General features: G+C 49.2%; 15 protein-coding genes, 3 tRNA genes and 1 pseudogene. 8 read left to right on the forward strand and 11 right to left on the reverse strand.

Features of this window, described 5'->3' with window-relative positions:
• Positions 1 to 44: 44 nt before the first annotated feature.
• From dcd to rdgC, 4 genes are all read right to left on the reverse strand, one after another.
• On the reverse strand, positions 45 to 611 hold the full coding sequence (gene dcd, locus HMPREF2596_RS10680) for a dCTP deaminase (RefSeq protein WP_003680541.1): 567 nt from the start codon (positions 609 to 611) through the stop codon (positions 45 to 47).
• 125 nt (positions 612 to 736) lie between these two features.
• Complete coding sequence (locus HMPREF2596_RS10685; RefSeq protein WP_070851014.1) at positions 737 to 1,168, reverse strand: MORN repeat-containing protein; 432 nt, start codon at positions 1,166 to 1,168, stop codon at positions 737 to 739.
• Positions 1,169 to 1,192: 24 nt separating this feature from the next.
• Positions 1,193 to 1,975 carry an ADP-ribosylglycohydrolase family protein gene (locus HMPREF2596_RS10690; protein ID WP_070851015.1) on the reverse strand — a complete coding sequence of 261 codons (783 nt, stop codon included), beginning with the start codon at positions 1,973 to 1,975 and terminating at the stop codon, positions 1,193 to 1,195.
• Positions 1,976 to 2,053: 78 nt separating this feature from the next.
• On the reverse strand, positions 2,054 to 2,953 hold the full coding sequence (rdgC, locus tag HMPREF2596_RS10695) for a recombination-associated protein RdgC (protein WP_070851016.1): 900 nt from the start codon (positions 2,951 to 2,953) through the stop codon (positions 2,054 to 2,056).
• Between the two features lie 133 nt (positions 2,954 to 3,086).
• On the opposite strand from rdgC, the gene HMPREF2596_RS10700 reads away from it, so the two are divergent.
• Together HMPREF2596_RS10700 and serS are read left to right on the forward strand one after the other, a co-directional pair.
• Positions 3,087 to 3,162: transfer RNA gene (locus tag HMPREF2596_RS10700), tRNA-Glu, on the forward strand.
• Between the two features lie 126 nt (positions 3,163 to 3,288).
• A complete protein-coding gene (gene serS, locus HMPREF2596_RS10705; RefSeq protein ID WP_070851017.1) occupies positions 3,289 to 4,584 on the forward strand; it encodes a serine--tRNA ligase in 1,296 nt (431 codons plus the stop codon).
• Positions 4,585 to 4,649: 65 nt separating this feature from the next.
• Here serS and HMPREF2596_RS10710 read toward each other — a convergent pair whose 3' ends face one another.
• The 3 genes from HMPREF2596_RS10710 to HMPREF2596_RS10720 all read right to left on the reverse strand — a co-directional run bounded on the left by HMPREF2596_RS10710 (position 4,650) and on the right by HMPREF2596_RS10720 (position 6,160).
• Positions 4,650 to 4,889, reverse strand: coding sequence for a putative hemolysin (locus tag HMPREF2596_RS10710; protein WP_070851018.1), 240 nt, complete (start codon positions 4,887 to 4,889; stop codon positions 4,650 to 4,652).
• A gap of 130 nt (positions 4,890 to 5,019) precedes the next feature.
• Positions 5,020 to 5,832, reverse strand: a complete 813-nt coding sequence (locus tag HMPREF2596_RS10715; RefSeq protein WP_070851019.1) for a basic amino acid ABC transporter substrate-binding protein — start codon at positions 5,830 to 5,832, stop codon at positions 5,020 to 5,022.
• 76 nt (positions 5,833 to 5,908) lie between these two features.
• On the reverse strand, positions 5,909 to 6,160 hold the full coding sequence (locus HMPREF2596_RS10720) for an NGO1151 family protein (protein WP_070588139.1): 252 nt from the start codon (positions 6,158 to 6,160) through the stop codon (positions 5,909 to 5,911).
• Between the two features lie 165 nt (positions 6,161 to 6,325).
• Between HMPREF2596_RS10720 and HMPREF2596_RS10725 the strand changes: the two genes are divergently transcribed.
• The 4 genes from HMPREF2596_RS10725 (at position 6,326) to HMPREF2596_RS10740 (ending at position 9,424) form a co-directional block, all read left to right on the forward strand.
• Positions 6,326 to 7,132: a hypothetical protein gene (locus HMPREF2596_RS10725; RefSeq protein WP_070851020.1), complete on the forward strand. Its 807-nt coding sequence runs from the start codon at positions 6,326 to 6,328 to the stop codon at positions 7,130 to 7,132.
• Between the two features lie 121 nt (positions 7,133 to 7,253).
• Positions 7,254 to 7,814 carry a DUF3465 domain-containing protein gene (locus HMPREF2596_RS10730; protein WP_070851021.1) on the forward strand — a complete coding sequence of 187 codons (561 nt, stop codon included), beginning with the start codon at positions 7,254 to 7,256 and terminating at the stop codon, positions 7,812 to 7,814.
• Between the two features lie 144 nt (positions 7,815 to 7,958).
• On the forward strand, positions 7,959 to 9,128 hold the full coding sequence (gene metZ / locus HMPREF2596_RS10735; protein ID WP_036491317.1) for an O-succinylhomoserine sulfhydrylase: 1,170 nt from the start codon (positions 7,959 to 7,961) through the stop codon (positions 9,126 to 9,128).
• 89 nt (positions 9,129 to 9,217) lie between these two features.
• Positions 9,218 to 9,424: a DUF2788 domain-containing protein gene (locus tag HMPREF2596_RS10740; RefSeq protein ID WP_003747401.1), complete on the forward strand. Its 207-nt coding sequence runs from the start codon at positions 9,218 to 9,220 to the stop codon at positions 9,422 to 9,424.
• A 65-nt stretch (positions 9,425 to 9,489) separates the two neighbouring features.
• Here the strand turns inward: HMPREF2596_RS10740 and HMPREF2596_RS10745 are convergent, their stop codons facing one another.
• Together HMPREF2596_RS10745 and HMPREF2596_RS10750 are read right to left on the reverse strand one after the other, a co-directional pair.
• Positions 9,490 to 10,281 (reverse strand): Cof-type HAD-IIB family hydrolase, encoded by a 792-nt coding sequence (locus HMPREF2596_RS10745; RefSeq protein WP_070851022.1) that lies wholly within the window; start codon positions 10,279 to 10,281, stop codon positions 9,490 to 9,492.
• A 196-nt stretch (positions 10,282 to 10,477) separates the two neighbouring features.
• Positions 10,478 to 11,869 carry a 3'-5' exonuclease family protein gene (locus tag HMPREF2596_RS10750; RefSeq protein WP_070851023.1) on the reverse strand — a complete coding sequence of 464 codons (1,392 nt, stop codon included), beginning with the start codon at positions 11,867 to 11,869 and terminating at the stop codon, positions 10,478 to 10,480.
• Positions 11,870 to 11,984: 115 nt separating this feature from the next.
• Here HMPREF2596_RS10750 and HMPREF2596_RS10755 point away from each other — a divergent pair.
• Positions 11,985 to 12,061: transfer RNA gene (locus HMPREF2596_RS10755), tRNA-Arg, on the forward strand.
• 12 nt (positions 12,062 to 12,073) lie between these two features.
• Positions 12,074 to 12,148: transfer RNA gene (locus HMPREF2596_RS10760), tRNA-Glu, on the forward strand.
• 92 nt (positions 12,149 to 12,240) lie between these two features.
• Here HMPREF2596_RS10760 and HMPREF2596_RS11685 read toward each other — a convergent pair.
• Together HMPREF2596_RS11685 and HMPREF2596_RS11705 are read right to left on the reverse strand one after the other, a co-directional pair.
• Positions 12,241 to 12,378 carry a hypothetical protein gene (locus HMPREF2596_RS11685; RefSeq protein ID WP_283140431.1) on the reverse strand — a complete coding sequence of 46 codons (138 nt, stop codon included), beginning with the start codon at positions 12,376 to 12,378 and terminating at the stop codon, positions 12,241 to 12,243.
• A 24-nt stretch (positions 12,379 to 12,402) separates the two neighbouring features.
• Positions 12,403 to 12,570: pseudogene (locus HMPREF2596_RS11705) on the reverse strand (hypothetical protein); the annotation flags it as partial.
• Positions 12,571 to 12,619 lie beyond the last annotated feature (49 nt).

Consider the following 12,619-nt stretch of genomic DNA (forward strand, 5'->3'; position numbering starts at 1 on the left):
GGCCGTCTGAAAGTTTCAGACGGCCTTTTGTTTGGTCTTTGATATTAGGTTTTGGGCAGGGTAACACCGGTTTGCCCCATGTATTTGCCGTTGCGGTCTTTGTATGAGGTTTCGCAGACTTCATCGCTTTCAAAGAACAAGACTTGGGCCACGCCTTCGCCTGCGTAGATTTTTGCCGGTAGCGGCGTGGTGTTGGAAAACTCAAGCGTAACGTAGCCTTCCCACTCCGGCTCGAACGGGGTAACGTTGACGATAATGCCGCAGCGTGCGTAGGTGGACTTGCCCAAGCAGACGGTCAGGACGTTGCGCGGGATGCGGAAATATTCGACTGTGCGCGCCAAAGCAAAGGAGTTGGGCGGAATGATGCAGCAGTCGTCTTCAACTGTAACGAAGTTTTTCGGGTCGAAGTTTTTCGGGTCGACGATGGTGCTGTTGATATTGGTGAAGATTTTAAATTCATTGGCACAACGGATGTCGTAGCCGTAGCTGGACGTGCCGTAGGAAATGATGCGCTGGCCGTTGGCCTCTTTGATTTGGTTGGGCTCGAACGGCTCAATCATGCCGTGTTCTTCGGCCATGCGGCGTATCCATTTGTCGGATTTAATGCTCATGGTGGTTGTCCTGGGGTAAGGGTTGTTTGGGAATTCTTTGAAATCAACACGACAGCCTTTAGACAGGCTTGTCAATTGATGTTTCAGACGGCCTAAAAGCCGGATAAGGCCGTCTGAAAGGCTGTTTATTTAGTTTTGGAAGCAGATTTCTTAGCCAGTTTGACTTCTTTAATCATACCGTCTTCGCATTTCATGATGAAGACGGGTGTGCCGTTTTGAGAGGCGGTAAAGTTTCCGTGCGCCCTGCCTTTTTTGAACACGCCCTCCAGCGTCATATTGCGTAATTTAGCGCTGTTGGAGGAGAAAGGTTCAATAAAGGTTTCGCTGTTGCTGGAAACGGTATATACGCCTTTGCCGTCAAATTTGCCGTTTTTAAAGGCGCCGACATAGCTGCGGCCGTCTTGGCATTTCCATGTGCCTTTGCCGGATGGTTTACCGTCTTTGCCGACATCGCCATCGTAAACGCAACCTTTTTCCTGATAAGGATTGATGGTTTCGGCAATGGCAGGCGTACCCAGCATGAAGGCGACGGGAAGTAGTGCAAGGTATTTCATCATGATTGTTCCTTTTTGCAGGCGGTTTCAGACGGCCTGATATTGGGATTCAAAAGTCAGCAGGGTTTCAGCAATGCGGCGTGGCAATATGGCTAAAGCGTGTTCGCGCATGGATGCAGGGATACCGTAGTAGGCTTCGGCAATGCTACCGGTAATGGCCGCCAAGGTATCGCTGTCTCCGCCCAGGGAAACCGTCAGTCGGATGGCGTGTTCAAAATCATCGCTTTCAAGAAAGGCGGTAACTGCTTGAGGTACGGTTTCCTGACAGCTTTCATTGAAATGATAATGCAGGCGGATTTGGTCGCAACTTTGGCTCAAATCATAGCCGAATTGTCGTGTAATGTTTTCTTTGATTTGCGCTTTGCCCATACCGGTGCGCGCCCAAAAGACGGCGGCGGCTACGGCTTGCGCGCCTTTAATGCCTTCCGGGTGGTTGTGCGTTACGGCGGCGGATTGTTCGGCAAAATGCAGGGTTTCTTCCAATGTGGCAAATGCCCAACCGACGGCAGAAACACGCATGGCCGAGCCGTTGCCCCAGCTATTATAAGGTTCTGGATCTTTCCATTCTATCCATTGTGAGAAGCGGCCGCCATATGCGCCTTTAGGGCAGGGATATGCCCTACACCAGCCTTGCAAAATAGAGGCCAAATGATCGTTGCAGCCTTGTAAAACCCAATCGGCAATGGCAACAGTGCAAATCGTGTCATCGGTAAAGTCGCTGTCGGGGCTGAAAATATCGAAATCGGTATGACGGTAGTTGTCAAACTCAAATCGTGATCCGGCAATATCGCCGATGACTGCGCCCAACATCATGACATCCTTTCTGATACTTCTATTTATATTTCAGACGGCCTTTGATATTTCCCAATCGAAAGGCCGTCTGAAAAATTACTCTTGCCAGCCGCCCAAATAAGAAACCAGTTCTTCCAACATGGTGCTGATGGCTTCGGTCATCAGGATTTGCGAGGCAAAGGCGAGGCTGGCGGCATCGTCGCCGTTGCTTTCCGCTTCTTCTTGCAAAACGTCCAGATACTGGATGCGTTTGAGCGTAAAGTCTTGGGTTAGGATGAAGGCGATTTGCTCGCGCCACACCAAGCCCAGTTGGGTCACGGTTTTGCCGTTTTTGACGTGTTGAACCACTTCATCGGCGGTCAAATCTTGTTTGGATATTTTGACGACGGGAACAACATCGCCCACGCCTTTGAGTTCGCAATCGCTGTCCAATTCAAAACCGCCTTCGCAATGCCCTTGCAACAGCCAACTGGTCATCAGAGAAGAGGGCGATTGCTTGGTATTCGGCAGCGAGGCTTCCAAACCGCCCAAGGCTTCGCGCAGTTTGGTCAGGATGTTTTCCGCTTTGGCGGAAGCTGCATTGTTGACGAGCAGATAGCCGTGGCGTGTGTCGAAAATTGCCTGTGTGCGGCTGCTGCGCGTAAAGGCGCGGGGCAGCAGATCGTCAGTAATATGTTCTTTCAGCTCTTGTTTTTCCTTACGGCCGACATTGCGCGCTTCGTTGTTTTGGATTTCCAAAATCTTTTCATCCAATATATCGCGGATGACGCCGGCAGGCAGGACTTTTTCTTCTTTTTTCAGGGCCACGCGCCAAGTATAATCGGCAGGGAAAACCAGTTCGGGCGAAAAGGAAACCGGCGTGGCAAAGCCTTCGCTAAACCAGTCCAAACCCTGACAATGGGCGAATTCGGATTGCGCCAATTTGTCGGCAAGGACTTCCAATTCAGGCAACTTGTCTTTGTTGAACGGATAAAAACTGATTTGCTTAAACCACATGGTGAGTTTTCCTTTTTATTAAAACCGGCATTATACAGGGAAAATAACATACGGAAATCGGCAGCATCTTTAAAAATGCAGTAAAGGCGTTGACAGAAGAAAAGGCTTTCTGTATAGTTCGCGCTTCGGTTACGCGCCCATCGTCTAGAGGCCTAGGACACTGCCCTTTCACGGCGGCAACCGGGGTTCGAATCCCCGTGGGCGTGCCAAAATTCTTAAAAAAAACGCTCCTGCTTTTGCAGGGGCGTTTTTTGTTTTCAGACGGCCTGTCGCTGTGAAAATATCTTTAAATTGGTTTACAATAATGCCATTCTGAATCTTAACGAGAGAAAACAATGTTAGACATCCAATTGCTCCGCAGCAATACCGCCGCAGTTGCCGAACGTTTGGCCGCCCGCGGTTACGAGTTTGATACTGCGCGTTTCAACGCTTTGGAAGAACAACGCAAAGCCGTTCAAGTGAAAACAGAAGAGTTGCAGGCTTCACGCAACAGTATTTCCAAACAAATCGGTGCGTTGAAAGGACAGGGCAAACACGAAGAGGCTCAAGCTGCAATGGATCAGGTTGCTCAAATCAAAGTGGATTTGGAGCAGGCGGCCGCTGATTTGGATGCCGTTCAGAAAGAATTGGACGCATGGTTGTTGACCATTCCAAACTTACCGCACGAAAGCGTGCCTGTCGGTAAAGATGAAACCGAAAACGTTGAAGTCCGCAAAGTCGGCACACCGCGCGAATTTGACTTTGAAATCAAAGACCATGTTGATTTGGGCGAGCCTTTGGGCTTGGATTTTGAAGGTGGTGCAAAACTTTCCGGCGCGCGCTTTACCGTGATGAAAGGCCAAATCGCCCGTCTGCACCGCGCATTGGCGCAATTCATGCTTGATACGCACACGCTGAAACACGGCTATACCGAGCATTACACACCCTACATCGTGGACGATCTGACCCTGCAAGGTACGGGCCAACTGCCTAAATTTGCAGAAGATTTGTTCCACGTTACTCGCGGCGGCGATGAGAGCAAAAAAACGCAATATCTGATTCCGACCGCCGAAGTGACGCTGACCAATACTGTTGCCGACAGCATCGTGGCCGGCAGCGATTTGCCGTTGAAATTGACTGCGCATTCCCCATGTTTCCGTTCCGAAGCAGGCGCATACGGTAAAGACGTACGCGGCCTGATTCGCCAACACCAATTCGACAAAGTGGAAATGGTACAAATCGTTCATCCGGAAAAATCATACGAAGCGCTGGAAGAAATGGTTGGACACGCTGAAAATATTTTGAAAGCGTTGGAACTGCCATACCGCGTGATCACTTTGTGTACCGGCGATATGGGCTTCGGTGCAACCAAAACCTATGACTTGGAAGTTTGGGTTCCTGCGCAAAATACTTACCGCGAAATTTCCAGCTGCTCCAACTGCGAAGATTTCCAAGCTCGCCGCATGAAAGCGCGTTTCAAAGATGAAAACGGTAAAAACCGTTTGGTACATACTTTGAACGGCTCAGGCTTGGCAGTCGGCCGTACTTTGGTGGCTGTTTTGGAAAACCATCAAAACGCCGACGGCAGCATTAATGTTCCTGCCGCGTTGCAACCGTATATGGGCGGCGTGACCAAACTGGAAGTAAAATAATCGCTGTTTAAATGAAAAGGCCGTCTGAAACTTGGGTTCAGACGGCCTTTTATATGATTGGGCAATTATTTGTTGTGTTGACGGAAATATTCCCATTCTTCAACGACTTTACCGTCAGGCAAGTGGCACACGCCGTATTCGTTGCCGTCTTTGTCTTTTTTGATTTCGGATTTGCCGCCTTGTTTGACGCAGAACTCAGAAGCCGGATTGGCCACGCCGACGTTGGGGGATTCTTGTTTTTCAGAAGCGGAGCAGGCAGCCAAAGTAGTGGCGGCAGCGAGGCTGAGGATAAGGGGTTTGATCATGGCGTGTCTTTCATTTGAAGGATAAAAACAAGCGGATTATAGGGGTGGCTTGCGTTTAATGGCGTTAACCAGATTAAAGGCCGTCTGAAAAGTTTTCAGACGGCCTTTAAGTTTAAGAAGTTAAACCGGATTATTTGGCTGCTTCGGCTTTTTCTGCTTTTTCGTCTTCTTTAGCAAAGTATTTGGCGTAAATTTTGTCGTATTCTCCACTTTCGCGTACTTTTTTCAGCGCATCGTTCAGCATTTTAATGGTTGCTTCGTCGCCTTTGCGTGCAGCGATACCGTAGTTTTCGATGGTAAAGTCAGGCAGGGAGATGAAATCCAGGCCTTTGGTCGGGTTGTTTTTCACATAGTTGGCAATAACCGCGCTGTCGCTGACTACGGAATCCAGACCGCCGTTTTCCAATTCTTTGATAATCAGAGGAACGCTTTCAAAGCGGGCGATTTTCGGATTGTCGTTGCCCAAGAGTTTGGAAACGGAGAAGTCGCCGGTGTAGCCGGTTACCACGCCGACTTTGGCCATGTTTTTCAGGTCTTCGGAAGAAGTTACTTTTTTGCCTTTCGGAACAAGGACAACTTGGGTGATTTCAAAGTATGGGTCGCTGAAGAGCATGCTTTGTTTGCGGTCGTCAGTGATGGTTACGCCGGACATAACGATGTCCACGTCGCCGTTGTTCAGAGAAGGGAAGAGGCTTTCCCAAGGCTGGTGTTTGAATTCGACTTTGAAGTTGCCGGCTTTGGCCATGGCATTCATCAAGTCAACGTCAAAACCTTCCACTTTGCCGGCAGAATCCAAAGATTCAAATGGGGCAAACTCGGCGTTGGAGCCGACACGGTACACTTTATCGGCAGGAGCAGAGGCATTGTTGCTTTGACCGCCGCAGGCAGTCAGGGCAAGAGCGGAACAAGCGAGGGCGGTGGCCAGCCATTTTTTCATGTTCATGATATGTGCTTTCTTAATAAAATGTTAACGGATAAAATCTTAGTTTAGCATAATTTTGTGAACAAACTAGCCGAAATCAGTGGTCTTTTTCTCGGAAAAATGCGTAGGTTACGTCATGGAAGAGGTCAGTGTGCGGGCTGTCTTCGTAGCTCAATTCTGCCAACGCGTCTTCAAAGGCAAGCTGGATAGATTCTACGGCATCGTTGGCCATGTCGGAGGGCAGGGAACGGATGAGGCCTTTGAGGGCGGTGGCGAGGACGTGGTTTTGCATACGCAAAACGTCGTTGGCTTCTTCCAAGTATTCGAGGCGTTGTTCGATGCTGCTCATGATGTATCCTTGAGGGTGTATTAAATAAAATAGTGATTATATAGTGAATTAATATTAAAATGTTACGCTTGCGCCGGTTTGCCGGATATGTCCAACCATCGGCCGCAGTTCAAGCGTTTTTTGTTTGAATGCGGTTCACAATAAAAATGAAAAAACGAGATTATTATGGAAAACAACCGTCTTGACCCAACAGCCCTCGAGGAAGAAGACCTGAATTGGGAAAAACGCTTGGAAAGATTGCGTCAGGCACGACAATTTAATACTGCGCCGACTCATGCACCATTGGTCAAAAAATCGGACGAAGCTGTCGAAGCTGCGCCCAAAACCGCACCTAAAAAAGAATATAAGTTGGATGCTGACAATCGTGAAAAAGTATTGGAAGAGTATTTGTACCGCTGGCAGTTGGAACACAATACCGCCCTTGCCGAAGATGGCGAAGCAGTGGAAACCGATGCGATGGTAGTTTTGCAGGATAATTGGTTGAGCGCGCAATCGGCATTGCAGGCTGCGGCTTCAGAGCGTCATATCGAATCAACGCGCACCGTCAGACTGAATCCGAAATCAGGTGTCGTAGATTTTGATGTACCTGAAGTGGAAGAAATTGAAAAACCGGAAAATGATGATACGAAAGCGGCTGAAGGAGCAGTTTCAGACGGCCTTGAACCTGAAAAAGAACCGGCAGTCAATGTCCATATCAATGTATTGAACCCGCAGGCGATTGGCCGTCGGGAAGTATTCTGCGTTTCTGAAAAAGATTTGACCGAGCGTCTGATTAAGCGTTTGCGCCCCCATGTGGCCGATGCGGTCAACGGCATGATTCGGATTGCCGTGCAAAAACAAATGGCCGTGTTCACTTACCAGTTGCAGCAAATGCTCAACGAGCAGGCGCCGGGTTTGGTGGAAGATGTATTGGAACACAACGTCAAACGTATTCTGGACGATATGAAGGTTGAAATGAAATACCGCCGCTGAGTATCCGGGCCGTCTGAAAAGTTTCAGACGGCCTTTGGCATAAATTTCCCTTAAAATTTTGCGAAGCGTGTATAATGGCGGCTCACGTTTTCGTGATAAATATCCTTTCTAAATAGTTGATATGCCCGATGCAGAATCGGGCATTTTTTTTGAGATTGTTATGAATAAAAACAAAATCATTGTATTGCTGATTGCTTTGGTTGCCGTATTTGCCTATCAAAAAATGCAAAACAAGCAGTCGCTACAATCGCAGAATCAGCAGAAAATAGAAGCCGTTCAAAAACAAAACAATGCGGGCGGAGAAAACGCCGATACGGCTCAACAGCAAACCGGTTCGGACAAACAATCGGCAGAAGCGGTTTTGAAACAGGCGTTTGAAAACGAACAAAGCGATATTCAGGTTGAGGGTGAGGGCACGGTATGGAAAACCCTGCCGGATGACAACAAAGGCACGCGCCACCAACGCTTTATCTTGAAGCTCTCCAGCGGACAGACGCTTTTGGTGGCACACAATATCGACCTTGCCGATAAGATTAAAGGCTTGAAAAAAGGCGACAAAGTAGCGTTTTACGGCGAATACGAATGGTCGGAGCAGGGCGGCGTTATCCATTGGACGCACCATGACCCGTCAGGCCGGCATACCGACGGCTGGTTGAAACACGACGGCCGCCTTTATCAGTAAAAACGGTTTTCCTGTTTTTTCAGACGGCCTGAAACACGGCCTTCGGCTTGAAAGATGGTAGAAATCGGCGCAAAATGTTAACAAGTTAAACAGACGGAAAAATATTGTTCCGTCCATTGGAATACACAGTAGATTGGAGAATAAATGAACAAAAAACTTCATCCGCAAACGCTGGCCATCCGAGGCGGCAAAGAGCAGACCGAATATCGCGAACACAATCAGGCGCTGTTTTTGACCAGCAGCTTCATGTGGGAAAGCGCGCAACATGCGGCAGATTTGTTTTCCAAAAAAATTAAAGGCTTTACCTATACCCGTACAGCCAATCCGACTACTGCCGCTTTTGAAAAACGCATTGCCGCATTGGAAGGCGCGGAACGCGCGGTAGCCACTTCGACCGGTATGTCTGCAATTCAGGCGGCGTTTTTTACCTTCTTGCAAGCAGGCGACCACGTTGTTTCCAGCCGCAGCCTGTTCGGCACGACCGTCGGTTTCATCAACAACATTGTTACCAAGTTCGGCATCGAAGTCAGCCATGTATCGCCGGTTGATGTAGATGAATGGAAAGCGGCCATCAAGCCCAATACCAAACTGTTTTTCTTGGAAACTCCGTCCAACCCATTGGGCGAAGTTGCCGATTTGGAAGCGCTGGCTGAACTGGCGCACAGCATCGGCGCGCTTTTGGTGGTGGACAACAGCCTCTTGTCGCCCGTCGGCTCGCAGCCTTTGAAACACGGTGCGGATATTTCCGTTTCTTCCGCAACCAAAGCCATCGACGGCCACGGCCGCGTGATGGGCGGCGTATTGGCCGGTTCGGAAGAGCTGATGACGCAAGTTGCCATATATTGCAACTCTTGCGGTTTGGCAATGTCTCCGTTTAACGCATGGCAGTTGTTGAGCGGCGTGGAAACCCTGTCGCTGCGTATGGAAAAACAATTCGACAACGCCCTGAAAATCGCCCAATGGCTGCAACAACAGCCGCAAGTCCAAGCCGTGTACTACACCGGTTTGCCCGACCATCCGCAGGCAGAGCTTATCCGCAAGCAACAAAACGGCGGCGGCATCGTCATCGGCTTTGAAGTGGCCGATCAAGAAGCCGCATGGAAAGTCGTGGACGGCGTGGCGCTTTTCTCCCGTACTGCCAACCTCGGCGACGTGCGCTCGACCATTACCCATCCGTGGACAACCACGCACGGCCGGATGCAGCCTGAAGAAAAACTCGCCGCCAATATCCGCCCGGGCTTAATCCGCCTCTCTGTCGGTTTGGAACACATCGACGACTTGATTGATGATTTGCAACAAGCATTGAACAAATAATCTAAAAACAAATTTCAGACGGCCTTAAAATTTAATAGGCCGTCTGAAAGCAATCAAACACACATCTTAAGAATAAAAGGAAAAAAATAATGTCTGAAGCAGAATTCGCCTCGTGGGCAATGAAAATCCTCCTCACCGGCCTGATTATCTTTTTGGGCTTTATCGTTTGGAACTTGGGTAAAGAATCCAAGGCCGGCAAATTCGGCATTGCCATGCTCTTTTTGGTTTTGGGCTTGGGCGTGTTTGGATTTGTATTCAAAGAATTGCTGATTAGCTTTTTGGTATTGCCGAAGTAGGCAGGAAGTTTATAGATAGAACAAGGCCGTCTGAAACATTTTCAGACGGCCTTTTGATTTGATAATTAAATTACGCCCAATTCTTGCAAGCCGCGCAATACGCCGTCTTCATCGACACTTGGGCAGACGAATTGTGCAGCGGCTTTGGCAGCTTCTTCGCCATTGCCCATGGCAACGCCGAAGCCGACGGTTGACAGCATTTCCAAGTCGTTGAAGCTGTCGCCGAATGCCATCACTTTGCTCATATCAATCCCCAGTTTTTCCACTGCGTGGGCGATGCCACGTGCTTTTGAACCTTCCTGTTTGAGGAGGTCCATGGCATGTTTGTGCCAGCGGACGGATTTGAAGCCGTGTTGTTGAATCAGCGGTTGCAGGATTTTTTCTTCTTCCTCATCCACAAAGACCAACATTTGATAGACGGGTTGTTTGCGGAAATATTCTTTGTCGGTTAAAAAGTTGGGCAGGATATGCGATAAACCTTCGACAACGCGCGGAGAGTTGGAGGAGACGGCAATTTCTTGGTTGTTGACGAATGCGTAGTCTATTTTGTGTTGCTCAAGCAGGTGGATGGCGGTTTCGATGTCGGCAATATCCAAGGGGTAGCTTTGCAGGGATTCGCCGCGAAAGGAAATATATTGGCCGTTGATGGTAACGAGCATGTCGATACCGCATTCTTGAATCAATGCTTTGACTTTGGAGGGAATGGCGGCTTCCGGACGGCCGGTGGCAATGGCAGTCAAAATGCCTTTGGCTTTCAATGCGCGCATGGCTTGGGCAACCGAAGGGCGTAAGGTATCCGTGTATTTACGGTAGAGGGTGTCGTCGATGTCAAAGAAGATGATTGCAGGATTGTTCATGGTTCACTCGTCGGGCCGGGTATACACAGCTTTCATTGAAAATTGTGTGAACAGCTTGTGTATAAATTGGTTTAGTATTTGATTGCTATTATAAAAATAAGTTCTGATTAAAATTTAGGCAGTTTTGTGTTGAGAATAAAGCGGAAAGTTATCCACACCAGGCCGTCTGAAAATTTGGTTTTCAGACGGCCTTGTTTTAAGCAATCAGACGGATATTTTCTTTGTCTTGCCTGAATTTGTTTTTGATCACGAGAGGCAGGCTGCTGTCGAAATACCAGCTGCCGTCAGGCAATGCCAACGCGCCGCCGGCGCAGAGCAGGGTAATGCTGTTTCCGGTCAGGGGATCGGTTTCGGTAATTTCAATTTCATGCGCTTTGCCCCAATCGGTTACGGGGAGTAGATGGGCAAGCTCGGTAATGCGTTGGTTTTGATGTTTGATGCCTTCGGGTTGGCGGCAGTCGCCGTTGCATTTTCCGACGGCCTCGACAGGGCAGGGTTCGCCTTTTGCGTAGCCGGTCGGCAAAATATTGAGCGAATCCGGGCAGAGCCTGTGTTCTTGCGACCATTGTGCCAAAGCGTGTTTGGCTGCTTTTTTGTGGGCAAACAAACCGTAAGGACGCCAGTTTCTGGTGCCACTGTTTAATAAGACAATGCGTGCTTGAAGGCTGCCGTGTTCGTCAGCGATAAAGCGGACGGTGGAAAACGATGTGGATTTTTCAGACGGCATCAGTTGGTATTCCTGCATGGTCTGGGCTTTGAGCCATAATGTATGGAGCTGTCCGAGTGCCGGAATAAAACGGATGGAGGCTGCGGCTTTGATGTGCGGCGGCAGTTTTTTGCTGTGCAGCAGGGTGGCGGTTTCACTGTATGCGCGTTCGTGTGCTTCAATGGCTTGGGCTTTGCCGAAATGGTCAAACCAAACCAATACGCCGTAACTGTCGGGCAGTGCATAGAGTTGCTGGGCGAGCGAATCAGGCAGCCAAGTGGGCAACATTTTCGGATTCATCAACACACGGACGTGTTCGTCCCATTGTTGATGATTTTTTTCTGCCAAACTTAATTCAAGATAATCACATAATGCGACAACATCGGTCATGGCGCGGTGGCGGTTGGCCGTCTGAATGCCGGTGCGTTCGATAATGCTGTCAAGGCTGTGTTTGTAAAACTCAGGATAGAGGCGGCGCGACAGTTGAACCGTACAGAGCGAGGGTGCGGCAAAGTCAGTATGGATACGGGCAAACTCGTGGCGCAGGAAGGTATAGTCAAAGCGGCTGTTGTGGGCAACAACCACAGCACCTTGCAACAACGGCAACAAATCAGCTGCAATATCGGCAAAGACAGGCGCGTTTTTCACCGTTTCATCATGAATTCCGGTCAGCCTGGCAACAAATTCGGGAATGCTGCGGCAAGGATTAACCAATTGCTCGTAATGTGTGGCGTGGCCTTGCTCAAAACGAACAAGGGCGACTTCCGTTATCCTGTCTTCATAGAAATTTCCACCGGTCGTCTCCAAATCCACCACGACCACAGGCCGTCCCAAACGGGAAAATGCTTCGGATAAGAGCGGCCAGCGTGCGAAATCTGACATTTTATTCTCTGTAAATTCAATAGCAAATGCGCATTTTACACGCTGTCTGCAAGTTTTCCAAATAAAACGCTTGACAGGAAACAGCCCACTCTCTATAATTCGAATCTTTCTTGATGCACCCGTAGCTCAGTTGGATAGAGTATCTGGCTACGAACCAGAGGGTCGGGCGTTCGAATCGCTCCGGGTGCGCCACAGAAAATCTCCGCGCCCATCGTCTAGCGGTTAGGACATCGCCCTTTCACGGCGGTAACCGGGGTTCGATTCCCCGTGGGCGTGCCAGTTACTTGAAAATAAGCCATCACTATTCTTTAGTGATGGCTTATTTTTCACATTTAAAAAGTTATAGTTATTTAGTTTTTTAAATAACTTTCTTAGCTGTTCAGACGGCCTTTGCCTATCCTTCTGCCCAAGGCGTCGTAGGTGTAGGCCCAAGTTTCTTTCGTGCCGTCTTTTTTGAAGATTTCCGCTTTAACCAGTTGGTCATGCAGGTCGTAGAAATAGTTCTGCACTTCGCCGTCGGCCAGCTCGCGGTGGATCAGGTTGCCGAGCTCGTCGTAGTAATAGGTCGTGCCGTTGTAGGTTTTCAGGCGGTTGTCGGGTGATGGGATTGAGGCCGTCTGAAAGGATATTGTGCGCAGGGTCGAAGGCGAACCGTTCGTTTCCGGCTTTGGTAATCCGGCCCAGTTTGTCGTAGTCGAAATGGGTCGTTCCCGTCCGTTGGTCGGTACTGTGGGTCAGGTTGCCGGTACG

This window comes from Neisseria sp. HMSC078C12, from assembly GCF_001838065.1.
GTDB lineage: Bacteria > Pseudomonadota > Gammaproteobacteria > Burkholderiales > Neisseriaceae > Neisseria.

Excerpts from the sequence above, each read along its gene's own strand:
- HMPREF2596_RS10740 (WP_003747401.1), top strand. The coding sequence starts at position 9,218 with ATGTCTGAAGCAGAATTCGCCTCGTGGGCAATGAAAATCCTCCTCACC.
- dcd (WP_003680541.1), bottom strand. The coding sequence starts at position 611 with ATGAGCATTAAATCCGACAAATGGATACGCCGCATGGCCGAAGAACAC.
- serS (WP_070851017.1), top strand. The coding sequence starts at position 3,289 with ATGTTAGACATCCAATTGCTCCGCAGCAATACCGCCGCAGTTGCCGAA.
- HMPREF2596_RS10685 (WP_070851014.1), bottom strand. The coding sequence starts at position 1,168 with ATGATGAAATACCTTGCACTACTTCCCGTCGCCTTCATGCTGGGTACG.
- HMPREF2596_RS10725 (WP_070851020.1), top strand. The coding sequence starts at position 6,326 with ATGGAAAACAACCGTCTTGACCCAACAGCCCTCGAGGAAGAAGACCTG.
- metZ (WP_036491317.1), top strand. The coding sequence starts at position 7,959 with ATGAACAAAAAACTTCATCCGCAAACGCTGGCCATCCGAGGCGGCAAA.
- rdgC (WP_070851016.1), bottom strand. The coding sequence starts at position 2,953 with ATGTGGTTTAAGCAAATCAGTTTTTATCCGTTCAACAAAGACAAGTTG.
- HMPREF2596_RS10710 (WP_070851018.1), bottom strand. The coding sequence starts at position 4,889 with ATGATCAAACCCCTTATCCTCAGCCTCGCTGCCGCCACTACTTTGGCT.
- HMPREF2596_RS10745 (WP_070851022.1), bottom strand. The coding sequence starts at position 10,281 with ATGAACAATCCTGCAATCATCTTCTTTGACATCGACGACACCCTCTAC.
- HMPREF2596_RS10715 (WP_070851019.1), bottom strand. The coding sequence starts at position 5,832 with ATGAACATGAAAAAATGGCTGGCCACCGCCCTCGCTTGTTCCGCTCTT.
- HMPREF2596_RS10690 (WP_070851015.1), bottom strand. The coding sequence starts at position 1,975 with ATGTTGGGCGCAGTCATCGGCGATATTGCCGGATCACGATTTGAGTTT.
- HMPREF2596_RS10720 (WP_070588139.1), bottom strand. The coding sequence starts at position 6,160 with ATGAGCAGCATCGAACAACGCCTCGAATACTTGGAAGAAGCCAACGAC.
- HMPREF2596_RS10730 (WP_070851021.1), top strand. The coding sequence starts at position 7,254 with ATGCCCGATGCAGAATCGGGCATTTTTTTTGAGATTGTTATGAATAAA.
- HMPREF2596_RS10750 (WP_070851023.1), bottom strand. The coding sequence starts at position 11,869 with ATGTCAGATTTCGCACGCTGGCCGCTCTTATCCGAAGCATTTTCCCGT.